The organism is Thalassobacter sp. HA4-2 (assembly GCF_055693705.1).
The window spans coordinates 1319636-1335233 of the sequence record NZ_JBVFUK010000001.1; the positions used below are offsets into that span (position 1 = coordinate 1319636).

12 protein-coding genes and 1 pseudogene are annotated in these 15598 nt (G+C 66.1%); 3 read left to right on the top strand and 10 right to left on the bottom strand.

The features are described 5' to 3' along the window. Nucleotides 1-100: 100 nt before the first annotated feature. The 3 genes from ACZ1G0_RS06750 to murC are packed head-to-tail and all read left to right on the top strand — an operon-like array spanning nt 101 to nt 3775. Complete coding sequence (locus ACZ1G0_RS06750; protein ID WP_472736245.1) at nt 101-1261, top strand: peptidoglycan glycosyltransferase FtsW; 1161 nt, start codon at nt 101-103, stop codon at nt 1259-1261. Between the two features lie 16 nt (nt 1262-1277). Further along, on the top strand, nt 1278-2378 hold the full coding sequence (gene murG / locus ACZ1G0_RS06755) for an undecaprenyldiphospho-muramoylpentapeptide beta-N-acetylglucosaminyltransferase (protein WP_472736246.1): 1101 nt from the start codon (nt 1278-1280) through the stop codon (nt 2376-2378). Further along, complete coding sequence (murC, locus tag ACZ1G0_RS06760; RefSeq protein WP_472736247.1) at nt 2375-3775, top strand: UDP-N-acetylmuramate--L-alanine ligase; 1401 nt, start codon at nt 2375-2377, stop codon at nt 3773-3775. Before murG ends, murC begins: the two co-directional genes overlap by 4 nt. A 269-nt stretch (nt 3776-4044) precedes the next feature. Here murC and recN read toward each other — a convergent pair. The 10 genes and pseudogenes from recN to ACZ1G0_RS06810 all read right to left on the bottom strand — a co-directional run bounded on the left by recN (nt 4045) and on the right by ACZ1G0_RS06810 (nt 15553). Then, a pseudogene (gene recN, locus ACZ1G0_RS06765) lies at nt 4045-5699 on the bottom strand (DNA repair protein RecN). A 41-nt stretch (nt 5700-5740) separates the two neighbouring features. Beyond that, a complete protein-coding gene (locus tag ACZ1G0_RS06770) occupies nt 5741-6565 on the bottom strand; it encodes an outer membrane protein assembly factor BamD (protein WP_472736248.1) in 825 nt (274 codons plus the stop codon). A gap of 90 nt (nt 6566-6655) precedes the next feature. After that, nucleotides 6656-7579: a UDP-3-O-acyl-N-acetylglucosamine deacetylase gene (gene lpxC / locus ACZ1G0_RS06775; protein ID WP_472736249.1), complete on the bottom strand. Its 924-nt coding sequence runs from the start codon at nt 7577-7579 to the stop codon at nt 6656-6658. Between the two features lie 211 nt (nt 7580-7790). Continuing rightward, nucleotides 7791-9461: a cell division protein FtsZ gene (gene ftsZ / locus ACZ1G0_RS06780; protein WP_472736250.1), complete on the bottom strand. Its 1671-nt coding sequence runs from the start codon at nt 9459-9461 to the stop codon at nt 7791-7793. A gap of 186 nt (nt 9462-9647) precedes the next feature. Next, nucleotides 9648-10979 carry a cell division protein FtsA gene (ftsA, locus tag ACZ1G0_RS06785; RefSeq protein WP_472736251.1) on the bottom strand — a complete coding sequence of 444 codons (1332 nt, stop codon included), beginning with the start codon at nt 10977-10979 and terminating at the stop codon, nt 9648-9650. Further along, a complete protein-coding gene (locus ACZ1G0_RS06790) occupies nt 10976-11869 on the bottom strand; it encodes a cell division protein FtsQ/DivIB (RefSeq protein WP_472736252.1) in 894 nt (297 codons plus the stop codon). The genes ftsA and ACZ1G0_RS06790 overlap by 4 nt, the downstream gene beginning before the upstream one ends. Then, complete coding sequence (locus ACZ1G0_RS06795; RefSeq protein ID WP_472736253.1) at nt 11857-12777, bottom strand: D-alanine--D-alanine ligase; 921 nt, start codon at nt 12775-12777, stop codon at nt 11857-11859. Before ACZ1G0_RS06795 ends, ACZ1G0_RS06790 begins: the two co-directional genes overlap by 13 nt. A gap of 79 nt (nt 12778-12856) precedes the next feature. Further along, nucleotides 12857-13786, bottom strand: coding sequence for a UDP-N-acetylmuramate dehydrogenase (murB, locus tag ACZ1G0_RS06800; protein ID WP_472736254.1), 930 nt, complete (start codon nt 13784-13786; stop codon nt 12857-12859). Continuing rightward, on the bottom strand, nt 13783-14028 hold the full coding sequence (locus ACZ1G0_RS06805; RefSeq protein WP_472736255.1) for a DUF2484 family protein: 246 nt from the start codon (nt 14026-14028) through the stop codon (nt 13783-13785). The genes murB and ACZ1G0_RS06805 overlap by 4 nt, the downstream gene beginning before the upstream one ends. Before the next feature lie 151 nt (nt 14029-14179). Beyond that, complete coding sequence (locus tag ACZ1G0_RS06810) at nt 14180-15553, bottom strand: FAD-binding oxidoreductase (RefSeq protein WP_472736256.1); 1374 nt, start codon at nt 15551-15553, stop codon at nt 14180-14182. Between the last annotated feature and the right edge of the window lie 45 nt (nt 15554-15598).

Consider the following 15598-nt stretch of genomic DNA (forward strand, 5'->3'; position numbering starts at 1 on the left):
CACCGCCTGGGTGTCAAACCTTTGTCTTTCCCTGCACGGCCTGATTCGCTATGCTCAAGCCAAGAGCGCAAGAGCGCCAGAGCAGCATAGAGGCAGGCCCATGACCGAAATGGCCCATGGCACGGTGATCGTGCAAGACGGCGAAGCCATTGTTTCGCGGTGGTGGCGGACGGTGGACCGCGTCACCCTTTCGTGCATCTTCATCCTGTTTGCCATCGGGCTGATGCTGGGCTTTGCCGCCAGCCCCCCGCTGGCCGAGCGCAATGATTTGATGCCGTTTCACTACGTCACCCGCCAAGGGGTGTTCGGCATCATGGCGCTCAGCGTGATGATCGTCGTGTCCATGATGTCGCCTGCCATGCTGCGCCGCCTTGGGGTTCTGGGCTTCTTTGCGGCCTTTGCCGCCCTTGCCCTTTTGCCCATCCTTGGCACCGATTTCGGCAAGGGGGCGACGCGGTGGTATTCGCTGGGCTTTGCCAGCGTGCAGCCGTCGGAGTTTCTTAAACCCGTCTTTGTGGTCCTTGTGGCGTGGCTGATGGCCGCCAGTCAGGAAATCAACGGTCCCCCGGGCAAGACGATCAGCGTCTTTGTCACCGTGGTGATCGTGGGCCTGCTGGCCGCCCAGCCCGACTTTGGCCAAGCAGCCCTGATCATCGCCGCGTGGTCCACAATCTATTTCGTGGCAGGCGCGCCCATGTTCATTCTGGCAGGCTTTCTGACCCTTGTGGGGTTCGGGGCCATGGTCGCCTACAGCAGTTCGGAACACTTCGCCCGGCGGATCAACGGCTTTCTGAACCCCGAAGTGGATGCCACCAGCCAGATGGGCTTTGCCACCAATGCCATCCGCGAGGGGGGCTTTTTCGGCACCGGCGTGAACGAGGGCACGGTGAAATGGTCCTTGCCCGATGCCCATACGGATTTCATCATCGCCGTCGCCGCCGAGGAATACGGGCTGTTTCTGGTCCTGATCGTCGTGGGCCTGTTCAGCCTGATCACCGTGCGGTCCCTGTTCCGCCTGATGCGCGAACGCGACCCCTTCATCCGCTTGGCCGGCACGGGGCTGGCGACACTGCTGGGCCTACAAGCCTTCGTGAACCTTGGCGTGGCGGTGCGCATCCTGCCGGCCAAGGGCATGACACTGCCCTTCGTCAGCTACGGCGGGTCCTCGCTGATCGCCATGGGGGTCTTGACGGGGATGCTTTTGTGCTTCACCCGGACCCGGCCCCAGAACGAACTTTCCGACGCCTTCCGCAGGCGCTAACCGCCCGAGGTTTTCCATGTCAGACGCCCCCCTTTTGGTCATCGCCGCTGGCGGGACAGGTGGCCATATGTTCCCGGCCCAAGCCTTGGCCGAACAGATGCTGGCCCAAGGCTGGCGGGTGATCCTGTCCACAGACGAACGCGGCGCGCGTTATGCAGGCGGCTTTCCAGACGCGGTGGCGCGGCAGGTCGTGCCGTCGGCCACCTTTGCGCGCGGCGGGGCGCTTGCCAAGCTGGCGGTGCCGTTTCGGATCGCGGGCGGTGTGCTTAAGGCCGCGTGGCGGTTTCGCAAGGATCGCCCGGCGGTGGTCGTGGGCTTTGGCGGCTATCCGTCGATCCCGGCTCTGGGGGCGGCTTGGCTGCTGGGCCTGCCCCGGGTGCTGCACGAACAAAACGGGGTGCTGGGACGCGTGAACCGGGTCTTTGCCAAACGCGTCTCGGCGGTGGCCTGCGGGACTTGGCCCACAGAGCTGCCCGAGGGGGTTGAGGGCATCCACACCGGCAACCCCGTGCGCGGGGCCATCGCGGCGCGCGCGGGCGCGGGCTATATCGCGCCCGGGGACTACCCGATGAAGCTGGTCGTCTTTGGCGGCAGCCAGGGGGCGCGGATCATCAGCCAGGTCGTGCCCGCCGCCGTGGCCCTGTTGCCCGAGGACCTGCGCCAGCATATCAGCGTGGTGCAGCAAGCCCGTGACGAAGACGCTGCCGCCGTGCGCGCGGCCTATGATGCGGCGGGCCTCCGGGCCGAGGTCTCGCCCTTCATCACCGACATGGACGCACAACTGGCCGAGGCGCAGCTGGTGATCTGCCGGGCGGGGGCCAGCTCTGTCGCGGATCTCAGCGTCATTGGCCGCCCCTCGATCCTGATCCCCTTTGCCGCCGCCACCGCCGACCACCAGACCGCAAACGCGCGCGGGCTGACGGAGGCGGGCGGCGCGATCCTGATCCCCGAAAGCCAGCTGACGCCCGAGGCGCTGGCCCAGCAGATCCACACCATCCTGACACAGCCACAGGGCGCCAACACCATGGCCGCCGCGGCCCTGTCCCAAGGGGTGCCCGACGCCGCCGCGCGTCTGGCCACCCTTGTCCAAACCACCGCCGAAGGAACGACCCCATGAACGCCACCAAACTGCCCACCGCGCTTGGCCCCATCCACTTTGTCGGGATCGGGGGCATCGGCATGTCCGGCATCGCAGAGGTGCTGTTGAACCACGGGTATCAGGTGCAGGGGTCGGACCTGAAGGCGTCGAAAATCACCGAACGGCTGGCAGATCTGGGCGCGCGGATCTTTATCGGGCAACAGGCCGAGAATTTGGCCGATGCGGCGGTGGTCGTGATCTCCAGCGCGATCAAACCGGGCAACCCGGAATTGGACGCCGCCCGCGCCCGTGGCCTGCCCGTGGTGCGCCGGGCCGAGATGCTGGCCGAATTGATGCGCCTGAAATCCAACATCGCCGTGGCGGGCACCCATGGCAAGACCACCACGACGACCATGATCGCGGCCCTGCTGGACGCAGGCGACATCGACCCCACGGTGATCAACGGCGGTATCATCCACGCCTATGGCTCCAACGCGCGCATGGGGCAGGGGGAATGGATGGTGGTCGAGGCCGATGAAAGCGACGGCACCTTCAACCGCCTGCCTGCCACCATCGCCATCGTCACCAACATCGACCCCGAACATATGGAACACTGGGGCACCATCGAAAACCTGCGCCAGGGGTTCTACGATTTCGTGTCCAACATCCCCTTCTACGGGCTGGCGGTGTGCTGCACCGACCACCCAGAGGTGCAGGCGCTGGTGGGCCGGATCACCGATCGCCGCGTGGTCACCTTTGGCTTCAACGCACAGGCGGACGTGCGGGCGGTGGGCCTGCACTACAAAGGCGGCGTGGCCCACTTCGACATCCAGCTGCAGGCAGAGGGAGCCGTGATCGAAGGCTGCACCCTGCCCATGCCCGGGGATCACAACGTGTCCAATGCCCTGTCCGGCGTGGCCGTGGCCCGGCATCTTGGCATGAGCTTGGGCGACATCCGCAAGGGGTTGGCAGAATTTGGTGGCGTGAACCGCCGCTTCACCAAGGTGGGCGAATGGAATGGGGTCACGATCATCGACGACTACGGCCACCACCCGGTTGAAATCGCAGCCGTGCTCAAGGCCGCGCGCCAATCCGTGGAGGAGGGCGCGCGGGTGATCGCCGTACACCAGCCCCACCGCTACTCGCGCCTGCACTCGCTGTTCGAGGATTTCTGCACCTGCTTCAACGACGCGGACGTGGTCGGGATCGGGGATGTGTTTGCCGCCGGGGAAGACCCGATCGAGGGGGCCAGCCGTGACGATCTGGTCGCGGGCCTGATCCGCCACGGCCACCGCCACGCGCGCACGGTGACAGACGAAGGGGACCTCGCCCGCCTTGTGCGCGAACAGGCCCGCCCGGGCGATATCGTCGTGTGCCTTGGCGCGGGCACCATCAGCGCATGGGCAGGCGGCCTGGCCCAAGCCCTCGAGGCCTGACCAAAAGGCGCGCCTGCGGCGCATTCCATGTTTTGGGGGTGCCCGTTGCCATGATGGCGCGTCAGGGGGCCAGCCCCCATGGCAACACCTGTTTGGTTGGAAAGATCTGTCTATCCCCCCGCGGTATTTCAGGAACAATGAGGTTGGGGTGTTCGTCCTCATTGTTCCAAAAATACCTCGGAGAGCGCGAGAGGCAGCGTCTCTCGTTTGATCCCAAGGGGCTCGATGCCCCTTTGGATCAAGCCACCGGGCACAGGCGTTTGACGTTGCTAACGCGCGGCGTCCAGCAGGGATTGGGCGGCGGCTTTGGCGGCGTCTGTGATCGTGTCCCCGGCCAGCATGCGGGCGATTTCCTCGACCCGTTCATGGTGGGACAGGGGTGTGACCGTGGACAGGGTCATGTCGTTTTCCACGTGTTTGGCCACGCGCCACTGGTGCGCGCCAAGGGCGGCCACTTGCGGCGAATGGGTGACCACAAGGACTTGCCCGCCCGCCGCCAGGGCCTTGAGCCTGCGTCCCACGGCGTCGGCGGTGGCCCCGCCCACGCCCCGGTCAATCTCGTCAAAGATCATCGTGGTGGAGCGGTCGTTGCCCGCAAGGCACACTTTGAGGGCCAGAAGAAAGCGCGACAGCTCCCCGCCCGAGGCGATCTTGTTCAAAGGGCCGGAGGGGGCGCCGGGGTTGGTGGCCACCTCGAAGGCGACCAAGTCCGTGCCCTCTGGCCCCGGGGGGCGTCGGTGACGGTGGTGGTGAAGACCGCGCGTTCCATTTTCAAAGGGGCCAGTTCTGCCGCCATGGCCGTGTCCAGCCGTGCGGCTGCGGCGGTGCGGTCCGCGCGCAAGGCGGCGGCGGCGGTGTCATAGGCGGTGCGGGCGGTCTCTACGGTGCGGCGCAGGGCGTCCAGATCGGCCGCGCCTGCGTCCAGCTGGTCCAGCTTGGCGCGGAAATCCGTGGCCAGATCGGGCAGGTCCTCGGCCGTGACGCCGTGTTTGCGCGCAAGGCCGCGCATGGTGAACAGGCGGTCTTCGACCATCTCCAGCTCTGACGGGTCGAAGGCCAGTTGGTCCAGACAGGCCTCCACGCCCGCTTGCGCCTCGCCCAGTTCCACCTGCGCGCGGGCCAGTGCGTCAAGGGCCCCTGTCAGCGCGCCCTCGGCGGCGTCGGCTGCCCCGTCCAGCCAGCGGGTGGCATCGGTCAGCAGGCCCTCGGCCCCTTGCAGGCCCAGGGCCTGGCCTGCGCGCATCACGTCTTCGCGGATCTTCTCGGCGGCCTGCATCATGCGGCGGCGGGTGTCGAGGCTGGCCTCTTCGCCCGGTTGCGGATCCAGTGCCTCCAACTCCGAGGCCGCGTGGCGCAGGAAGTCCTCTTCGGCGCGGACCTCGGCCAGACGCGTCTCGGCGGTGGTCAGGGCGGTTTCGGCGGTGTGCCGGGCGCGCCACGCGGTGCGGACCTGCGCGCGCAGGGCCTCGTTCCCGGCGAAGGCGTCCAGCAAGGCGCGGTGGCCCTTGACGTCCAAAAGGCCCCGGTCGTCGTGTTGGCCGTGCAGCTCGATCAGGGTGTCGGACAGGGCGCGCAGCACCTCGCCCGAGACCCGGACGGAGTTCACCCAGGCGGTCTTGCGGCCAGAGGCATCGTTGACCCGGCGCAGGATCAGCTCGCCCTCGGGCGCAATCCCGGCCTCCTCCAACACGGCCCCTGCGGCGTGGCCCTCGGGCAGGTGGAACACGGCCGTGACCTCGCCCCTGTCTGCCCCTTTGCGCACCAGATCGGCGCGCCCGCGCCAGCCCAGCACGAACCCGAGGCTGTCCAGCAAGATGGACTTGCCCGCCCCGGTCTCCCCGGTCAGCACGTTCAGACCCGGCTGGAACGACAGGTCCAGACGGTCGATGATCAGCATGTCGCGGATGTCGAGGGAACGCAGCATCGTCTTCCTTCTGCCCCGTCAGGGACGCGCGCGGGGTAGGGTCAGAGCCATTCGCCCTTGATCGTGCGGCGGTACACATCGCGTAGCCAGCCGGTTCCGCGTGGACCCACGTCCAGCCCCTGACCGGTCAACTGCTTGAACGCATCCTCGTAGAAGGGCGAGGACTGGAAGTTGTGGCCAAGGATCGCGCCTGCGGTCTGCGCCTCGTCGGTCAGGCCAAGGGCAAGGTAGGCTTCGACCAGCCGCATCAGCGCTTCGGGCGTGTGGGTGGTGGTTTGGAAATCCTCGACCACGGCGCGGAAGCGGTTGATGGCAGCGGGGTAGTGTTCCTTTTTCAGGTAGAACCGCCCGATCTCCATCTCCTTGGCGGCCAGATGGTCGAAGGCCAGATCGAATTTCAGGATCGACGAACGGGCGTATTCGCTGTCGGGATAGCGTTCAATGACCGTGCGCAGGGCTTGCAGGGCTTGGAACGTCAGGCCCTGATCGCGGCCCACCTTGTCGATCTGGTCGTAGTAGGACAGGGCCAGCAGGTATTGCGCATAGGCCGCATCTTCGTCCGCGGGGTAGAAGTCGATAAACCGCTGGGCCGCCGCGCGGGAGTTTTCGTAATCCCGGTCCTCGTGATAGCTGAACGCGGCCATTATCAGCGCGCGTTTCGCCCATTCGGAATAGGGGTAAAGGCGTTCGACTTCGTTGAACAGAACCGCCGCATCGTCGGGATCGCCGCTGGCCAATTGCAATTCGGCGCGCTGGAAAATCTGTTCTGGTCCGTCCTCTTGCGTGGCCTCGTCCGTGCCCGCGCCGCAGGCGGCGAGCAAGGCGGTCAGGCTGAATGCCAGAACTGTGGATTTTCCGAACGTCATGCCAAATGGCCCCACTGCAAACTTGGCCTGAAACTAGCGGTCCGGTGGGCAAGGGTCCAGTGCCAATGCGCACCCGTGGCGCAAGGGCGCCTAGGCAAGATGGGCGATATCGGTCGCGTGCAGGTCCGCCCCGGGCAACAGGTGCAGCTGATCGGGGGTGCAGGTCACGATCCGGTAGGCCAGGGGGTCGTTGAACAGCTGGCGCAACAGCTCGTTCGTCAGGCTGTGACCGGCGCGGTGCCCTTGGTAACAGCCCAGAATCGGCGCACCGGCAAGGGCCAGATCCCCAAGGGCATCCAGCATCTTGTGGCGCACCGCCTCGTCCGCGTGGCGCAGACCGCCGGGGGACAGCACCTTGTCGCCCTCGACCACAACAGCGTTTTCATAGGTCCCGCCCAGGGCCAGACCATTGGCGCGCATGGTGTCCACGTCCGACTGGCGGCAAAAGGTGCGGCTGTCCGACAATTCGCGTACAAAGGCCCCGTTGGACAGTTTCATGGACTTCTGCTGCTGCCCGATGGCCGCGTCGTCAAAGTCGATGGCAAAGTCGATTTCCAGCGTGGGCGCAGGCGTCAGGCTGGCCTCGCTGTCGCCCCGGCGCACGGTGACCCGGCGCAGGACCTCGACGGCAAACAGGGGCGCGTCCAGTTTCACCAGCCCGGTGCGCAGGATCCCGGCGACAAAGCGGGCGGCGGACCCATCGAGGATTGGCACCTCTGGCCCGTCAATCTCGATCAAGGCGTTGTGCACGCCACAGCCCGCGAGGGCGGCCATGATGTGTTCCACCGTGCCCACCTCGACCGCATCATCGTTGAGCACGCGGGTGCACAGGGGCGATTGCTTGACGGCGTTGTAGCGGGCGGGGATCAGCGTATCGCGGCCATCGTCGATGTCCGTGCGGCGAAACCAAAGACCATAGAAAGCAGAGGCCGGGTGCACGGTCATGCGCGCAGGCTGGCCAGAGTGCAGGCCGACGCCTTCGAAGGTCACAGGTTTCTTGAGTGTTACTTGCACGGGCGGCCCCTTGGATGGTGTGGGGGTGTTTTAGAAAAGCGTTAAGGGTCTGCGCAATTAACGCTTTGTGACGTGCTGCAACAAAGGGGGCGGGGTCGGCGGTTCTCTGCCAATGGCCCGTAAGCCGTTGTTTGCAAAGAAAAACCGACCAAGCGGAACTTGGCCGGTTCAGGGACATGACCCAAGGATCATGTCACTTTGTTGCAATTCGTCAGTTGGCCTGACGGCGCAGGAAGGCGGGGATTTCGATCCGCTCGTCGTCGCCATCAGCGTCTGCCGCCGGGGCTTGGGGGGCCAGTGCCGGCTGCTGTGCGGGCTGCGGTGCTGCGGCGCGGGGCTGCTGCGGCGCGGGTTGATCGTCCGCGTGGCCGGTCATCCGGTTGATCAGACCCCCGATCCCACCAAACCGCGCCTTATCCGATGGCGCAGCCGGGGCTGGCGCTGCGGGGGCGGCAGGGCGACCTGCGGTATCGCGCCCCTTCATCACGGCTTGGCGCAGCTTGGCCATCTGTTCGGGCGAAGGGCCCGAGGTTGGCTTGGGGGCGATGAACTCTGGCTGTGCAGGTTCAGCCGCCATGGTGGGCTGTTGCGCAGGGGCCGGGTCATAGGCCGGTGCGGGCACCTGATCGTCAAAGCCATAGGCAGGCTGTTGCGGCGCGCTGTCAAACAGGCTGGCGGCGTCGCTTTCGTCTTGGCTGCCATCGTCCATGGCGTCAAAAAAGTTCGGCTCTGCGGCGGGGGCCGGTTGCGGCGCGGGCGCGGCAGTGGCGGGCGCAGGGGCGGCTTGGGCCACCTCTGGTTCGGCTTGGTACACAGGCTCTGCCACGGCTTCGACAGCGGCGGCGGCACCGCCCGCTTGGGCCAAAGGTTCCGCCAGACGACGGCGCGGCACGGGCATTTCAAGGTTCACGTCCGAGGCGTCGATGCCGGTGGCAACGACAGACACACGCATGTGCCCTTCCATGTTGGGATCAAGGGTGGAACCCACGATGATGTTTGCGTCTGGGTCCACCTCTTCGCGGATCCGGTTGGCCGCTTCGTCCAACTCGAACAGGGTCAGGTCGTAGCCGCCGGTGATGTTGATCAGCACGCCCTTTGCGCCGCGCAGGGAAATCTCGTCCAGCAGCGGGTTGGCGATGGCGGCCTCGGCGGCTTGGACCGCGCGGGTCTCGCCCTCGGCCTCGCCGGTGCCCATCATGGCCTTGCCCATCTCGTCCATCACGGCGCGCACGTCCGCAAAGTCGAGGTTGATCAGCCCGGGGCGCACCATCAGGTCGGTCACGCCCTTGACGCCTTGGTACAGAACATCGTCCGCCAGGGCGAAAGCCTCGGTGAAGGTGGTTTTTTCGTTGGCCAGCCGGAACAGGTTCTGGTTGGGGATGATGATCAGCGTGTCGACGACCTTTTGCAGGGCTTCGACACCCTCTTCGGCCTGACGCATCCGCTTGCCGCCTTCAAACTGGAACGGTTTGGTCACGACACCCACGGTCAGAACACCCAGCTCGCGCGCGGCTTGGGCGATGATGGGGGCGGCCCCGGTACCCGTGCCGCCGCCCATGCCAGCGGTGATAAAGCACATGTGCGCGCCAGCGAGGTGATCCACGATTTCTTCGATCGATTCCTCAGCCGCCGAGGCGCCAATGGCGGGGCGTGCGCCTGCCCCCAGACCTTCGGTGACGCGGATGCCCATCTGGATCCGGCCCGAAGATTTATTCTGTTGAAGGGCCTGCGCGTCCGTATTCGCAACCACGAATTCGACGCCCTCAAGCTCTTTCTCGATCATGTTGTTGACGGCGTTGCCCCCGGCACCACCGACGCCGAATACGGTAATACGCGGTTTAAGCTCTGAGTCTGCCCCGGGCATGCTGAGGTTCAATGTCATGTCTTTGTCCACCTGCTTTTTGACTGTGCCCAACACTGCCTCATGCGGGCCAACACGGTTTTCCTGTGGATAAAGGCTAATGGTTTTAGGCCCGGACGTCACGGAAAAAGTGCAAAAAAGCCACAAAATCTAGGCGATTTTGTGGCTTTGTAAGCGAGGTTTCGCGAGTCTTGCGAAATATGGGGGCTACCAGTTGTCCTTGAACCACCGCAAGATGCGTTTGAGGGACTTGGAATGGCTGCCCTCGGGCATGGCGTCAAAGTCCCACCATTCGTCTTGCGGGCTGGCCGCCGACAGGCACAGGCCCACGCTGGCCGAGAAGGCTGGCCCCGTGGCCGCCTGTGGCAGGCCCTGCACCCGCAGGGGCCGGCCAAGACGCACCTGATTGCCTAGGATGCGCGCGGCCAAACCGTCCAGACCTGGGATCTGGCTGCCACCGCCCGTCAGCACGATGCGCTGGCCGGGCAGGTGGTGGAAATCGGCGTCGTCCAGGGTGGCGCGCACCTCTTCCAGGATCTCTTCGACGCGCGGGCGCATGATGCCGATCAATTCCGTGCGCGTGATGGACCGGCGGTCGTGGTGCCAATCGCCCGTGTCGGCCTCCAACTCGATCATCTCGCGGTCGTCCATGCCCGTGGCCATGACGCCGCCGAACCGGGTCTTGATCTTTTCCGCCAGGGTCGAGGGGATGTGCAACCCCATGGAGATATCGCCGGTGATATGCTCGCCCCCCATGCGCACGGTGTCCGCATAGATCATGTGTTTGCGCATGAAGATCGACACGCCCGTGGACCCGCCGCCCAGATCGATGCAGGCCGCACCCAGCTCCTGCTCGTCCTCGACCAGGGCTGCGTTGCCGGACATATAGGGCGCGCTGGCCACGCCCGCGACCTCCAGATCGCAGCGGTGGATACAATGCATCATGTTGGCAATCGCCGAGGCCTCGACGGACAAAAGGTGCATGTCCACGGACAGACGGTTGCCGTTCTGCCCGCGCGGATCGTTCAGGCCTGTGCGGTGATCAATGGCAAAATTCACGGGCTGTGCGTGCAGCACCTCGCGCCCTTCGCCCAATGGGGGCATGTCGCAGGCCCCCATGACCATGCCGATGTCCCGTTCGGACACGGTGCCGGTTTCCAGGGGCACATCCCCCGCCAGGCCATAGCTGCGCGGCCCGCCACCGGCAAAACAGGCAATCACGTGGTCCACCCGCACACCGGCCATTTTCTGGGCCGCCTGCACCGCCGTGCGAATGGCGCGTTCGGTTTCCTGCATCGTGTTCACTTCGCCGAACCGGACCCCGCGCGACCGGGTCGTCGCCGCCCCGATCACCCGGAACCGCGCCTGTCCGGCCATGGCCCCGATCTGGTCGTCCGAAGGGTCCAACGCCTCGTCAAAGCGCAGCACAAGGCAGGCGGTCTTGAACGTGCCCACGTCCAGAATGGCGATCACCCCGCGCCCCATGGCGGCCTGTCGGGCCCGGCGCATGGCGCGCTGTGTCTCGTAGAACCCCGTCATCTTTCGTTGTCCCTTCCTGCAATCAGCTCGATGTCTTTGATGCGCCGCCATTCTGTCCGGGCGGCCTCGGTCATGCGCACAACGGGGCGATGCCCGTTGCGAAAATCCAGATGGGTCACATCGCGCGCCAGCACGTTCTGCGCCGCGTGCAGCGCCAGCGCACGGTCCATGGCAAGGCCTGGGTCCTGTTCAGGCAGCATGATGCGCGTCCCGTTCAACAAGACCATGTCCCAGCGGCGCGCGCCGATACGCTGCAACCCCTTGATCTGATCCGCGATGGGGGCGGCGGCCGCGTAAAGGCGCAGGGCCTCGGGCACGTGATCCTCGGCCCCTTCGCCCGCGATATGGGGCAGGGCGGGATATTGCGCGCGGGTCATGGCGGACGAGACGCGGTGCCCGTCCGTGGCCAGCACCTCCAACCCGTCCGCATGACGCCACAACACGGCAGGGCGGCGTTCCTCGATGGTAAGGGTCAGAAGGCCCCCGGGCTTGATCCGCACCTCGGCCCGTTCCACGGGGTCCAACGCCTCCAGGGTGGATTTGATCTGCTCCAACTCAAGCGCGAACTGGCTGATCGGCAGGTCGATGGGCAGCACCTCGCGGATGTCCTCGGACAACTCGGGCGAGGCCCCTTCGATGGTCATCAGCTTGACCAGAAACTCGGGCCGATCCTCGATCTGTTGGCGGATTTCGGCGGTCTTGTTCAGGATCGCCTCCAGCCGCGCCGGATCGCCGATGTACCACGTCACCGCGATCACCACGGAAAACGCGGGCACGCCGGTGCGGATCAGGGCCTTGAACAGGGGCGTCAGCCACAGCCGTTCAAACCGGTAGGCCCAGCGACTGGGGGCGGGGTCAGGGGCGGCGGGGCGGCGGCCTAGCGGTCGCATGACGCATCCTCCACCATCCAGCGGCACAGATCGCCATAGGTCATGCCCGCCGCCTGCGCCTGTTCCGGCGTCAAAGAGGTCGGCGTCATCCCCGGCTGCGTGTTGGTTTCCAGCAGGATCAACCCGTCCACGCCGCGCGTCTCGTCCCAGCGGAAGTCCGTGCGGCTGACGCCCCGGCACCCAAGGGCGCGGTGGGCGCGCAGGGCATAGGTCTCGCACAGGGTGGCGATCTTGGTGGGGATCTCGGCGGGGCAGGTGTGGCGCGACCCGCCCGCGGTGTATTTCGCGGCATAGTCGTACCAGCCGTCGGTGTGGATTTCCGTGACCCCAAGGGCGCGGTCGCCCATGACGGTGGTCGTCAACTCGCGCCCCGGGGCATAGGTTTCCACCATCAGGCGCTCCGGCATGTCCGGGGAGAGTTGCGGCGGCCCGTTCGCCGCTTCGTGCACGATATAGACCCCGACCGAAGACCCCTCGTTGATCGGCTTGACCACGTAAGGCGCGGGGATCACGTGACCGCCCATGATCTGGTCCCGGGTCGCCACGACGCTGTGCACCACGGGCAGGTCATGGGCGCGGTAGACGTCCTTGGCCCGTTCCTTGTCCATCGCCGTGGCCGAGGCCAGAACGCCCGAATGTGTGTAGGGGATGCGCAGCCATTCCAGCAGGCCTTGCACGCAGCCATCCTCGCCCCACCGCCCGTGCAGGGCGTTGAAGGCGACATCGGGGTTCAGGGTGCGCAGGCGTTCGGCCAGATCCGCGCCGCAGTCCAGACGGTGCACGGCATAGCCCTCAGCCTCCAGGGCCGCGGCACATTCCGCACCGGACGAGAGGGACACCTCCCGTTCCGCAGACGGACCGCCCATCAGGACGGCTACAAATTGGGGCGTCCTGCTCGACATTCCCAATATCCTGTGTGTGACCCCGTGCATTTTGCATCTTGGGTCGTGACTGCCGTTGCGCGGGCCATCCCGCGTCTTGCTTATTTCAGGTATCTCGCGCGGGATCGCCCACGCGTAACACTTCCCACTGTAACTCTATTCCGCTGTTTTTGAAAACCTCTTTTCGGACATCCTCGCCCAATCCTTCCAGATCCGCCGCCGTGGCGTGCCCGGTGTTGATCAGGAAGTTGGAGTGTTTCGGGCTCATCTGTGCGCCCCCGCGCGTGGCCCCGCGCATGCCCGCATCGTCGATCACCTTCCACGCCTTCAGGTCGTGGGTGTCGTCCGCCCGACCCGTGGACGAGTATCCGACCGGGTTGCGAAAGGTCGACCCGGCGGTCCGGTCCTTGGTCGGCTGGGTGGCGTCGCGTTTGGCCAGTTGTTCCTCCATCTGCTGCGAAAGGTGCACGGGTTCGGCGCGACCCGTGCGGAAAGATGCACGGGTCAGGACCCACCCGTCCGGCAGGGTCGAGGTGCGATATCCGAATTTCAGGTCCTCCGGGGACAGGGTCACAAGTGTGCCGTCCCGGGTGACGGCTTGGGCTTCGACCAGATGATCGGAGACGTAGGTGCCATAGCATCCGGCGTTCATGCGCACGGCCCCGCCGATGGCCCCGGGGATGGTGCGTAGGAACGTCAGGTCCAGCCCCGCCTCTGCGGCCCGGCGCGCCACATGGGCATCCAGCGCGGCGGCGCCTGCGTGTACGATGTCGCCCTCGATCTCTATACCATTGAAATTGCGTCCCAATCTGATGACCACGGCGCGCAGACCACCGTCCCGCACGATCAGGTTGGACCCGACGCCCATGGGGAAAACGGCGATTGTACGGGGCAGGGCCGCCAGAAAACCTTGCAAATCGGACAGGTCGGCGGGCTGGAACAGCGCGTCCGCGGGCCCGCCCACGCGCAGCCACGTCAGCTCCGCCAAAGGGCGGTCCGGGGTTAGAACGCCGCGCACGGGGGGATATTGCGTCATGGAAAGACCCTTTGCTTCAACCAGCGCACCGCGTAAACCAGCGGCCACCGCAACACAAGACACCCCACGATCATACTGATTGCAAAGGCAAAAAACCCGGCCTCAAGGTACAGCCAGACCAACAAGGGCACGCCCAGGGCGATCAACCCATAGGCGGCGGGCCAGCTTTGCTTGGCGGTCAAAAAGCTTTGCAAAACAAAGGCCAAGACCACCCACAGACAGGCCGCTATCACGGAATACATCGCACATCCCCCTTCATTGGGTTCCAAATACCCCGGGGGCAGGCCCGGTATCAACCACAAGCGCACCCGCACCATGGGGGCTGGCCCCCACCGCAAAACGCCGGCCAAGGGGCCCACCAAAAATCGAACGCGGCGCAGCCGCACCGCTGGATCAGGTCTGTCGCACCAGCTTGCCGGGGTTCATGATGTTGTCCGGGTCCAGCGCCCGTTTGATCTGGCCCATGACGTCCCATGCGGCGCCGTGCTCGGCCTCCATGTAGCCCAGCTTGCCGAACCCCACGCCATGTTCTCCGCTGGCGGTGCCACCAAGGGCCAGCGCCCGGTCCACCATGCGCCCCGACAGGGCCTGTGCCTGTGCCAGTTCCGCGCGGTTTCCCGGCTCTACCAGCAAAATCGCGTGGTAGTTTCCGTCCCCCACATGGCCCAGGATCGGCCCCGGGATGGGGCTGGCGGCGATGTCTGCGCGGGTGGCCTCGATCGCCTCGGCCAGGCGCGAGATAGGCACGCAGACATCCGTCACCAACGCCGTGGCCCCCGGGCGCAAGCCCAGACAGGCGTAATAGGCGTCGTGGCGCATGGCCCACAGGGTGCGGCGGTCCTCTTCGCGCGTGGCCCATTGGTATCCGGTGGCACCATACTCGGCTGCGATTTCGCCAAAGCGTTCCGCATCCGCCCGCGCGCCCGCCTCGGACCCGTGAAACTCCAGCATCAGGTGCGGCACCGCAGGCATGTCTGCCCCGCTGCGGGCGGTGCAGGCGGCCACGGATGTGGCGTCCAACAGCTCGATCCGCGCCATGGGCACGCCTATCTGGATCGTGGCGATCACCGCATCCACCGCCGCCCCCACGGACGGAAAGGCGCAAACGGCCGCAGAGGTCGCCTCTGGCACGCCATGCAGTTTCAGGGTCAGTTCCGTGATCAGGCCCAGCGTCCCCTCAGCCCCCACGAACAGGGCGGTCAGGTCATACCCGGCAGAGGATTTGGGCGCGCAAGTCCCGGTGCGGATCACCCGACCGTCCGCCAGCACGACCTCCAGCCCCCGGACCTGATCGCCCATGGTGCCATAGCGCACCGCGGTGGTCCCGCTGGCTCGGGTCGAGGCCATGCCCCCCAGTGACGCATTCGCGCCGGGGTCCACGGGGAACATCAGGCCCGTGGCGCGCAGTTCTGCGTTCAGGGCCTGACGGGTCAGGCCGGGTTGGACCCTAGCCACCATATCCTCGGCCCGCACCTCCAGCACGGCGGCCATGCGGCTGAAATCCACGGTGACGCCCCCGCGCGGGGCGCTTGCGTGGCCTTCCAGCGCGGTGCCCGTGCCCCAGCCGATGACCGGCACGCCGTGCTGCGCGCAGATGCGCACGATTTGGGCGACCTCCTGTGTCCGCTCGGGGTAGGCCACGGCATCGGGGGGCATCTCGGGCCAGTGCGTCTCGGACCGGCCATGGATCGCCAGATCGGACTTGGACAGGGACAAGCGTTCCCCTAAGACTGTGGCCAAGGCCGCGCGTGCTGGTTCTGGTAACATGGGTCCCTCCGCTTCGCCCGGACCCTAGCCAGCGATTGCGGCTTG

Excerpts from the sequence above, each read along its gene's own strand:
- murG (WP_472736246.1), top strand. The coding sequence starts at position 1,278 with ATGTCAGACGCCCCCCTTTTGGTCATCGCCGCTGGCGGGACAGGTGGC.
- ACZ1G0_RS06750 (WP_472736245.1), top strand. The coding sequence starts at position 101 with ATGACCGAAATGGCCCATGGCACGGTGATCGTGCAAGACGGCGAAGCC.
- ACZ1G0_RS06805 (WP_472736255.1), bottom strand. The coding sequence starts at position 14,028 with ATGTATTCCGTGATAGCGGCCTGTCTGTGGGTGGTCTTGGCCTTTGTT.
- ACZ1G0_RS06810 (WP_472736256.1), bottom strand. The coding sequence starts at position 15,553 with ATGTTACCAGAACCAGCACGCGCGGCCTTGGCCACAGTCTTAGGGGAA.
- ACZ1G0_RS06790 (WP_472736252.1), bottom strand. The coding sequence starts at position 11,869 with ATGCGACCGCTAGGCCGCCGCCCCGCCGCCCCTGACCCCGCCCCCAGT.
- ACZ1G0_RS06770 (WP_472736248.1), bottom strand. The coding sequence starts at position 6,565 with ATGACGTTCGGAAAATCCACAGTTCTGGCATTCAGCCTGACCGCCTTG.
- murC (WP_472736247.1), top strand. The coding sequence starts at position 2,375 with ATGAACGCCACCAAACTGCCCACCGCGCTTGGCCCCATCCACTTTGTC.
- murB (WP_472736254.1), bottom strand. The coding sequence starts at position 13,786 with ATGACGCAATATCCCCCCGTGCGCGGCGTTCTAACCCCGGACCGCCCT.
- ftsZ (WP_472736250.1), bottom strand. The coding sequence starts at position 9,461 with ATGACATTGAACCTCAGCATGCCCGGGGCAGACTCAGAGCTTAAACCG.
- ftsA (WP_472736251.1), bottom strand. The coding sequence starts at position 10,979 with ATGACGGGGTTCTACGAGACACAGCGCGCCATGCGCCGGGCCCGACAG.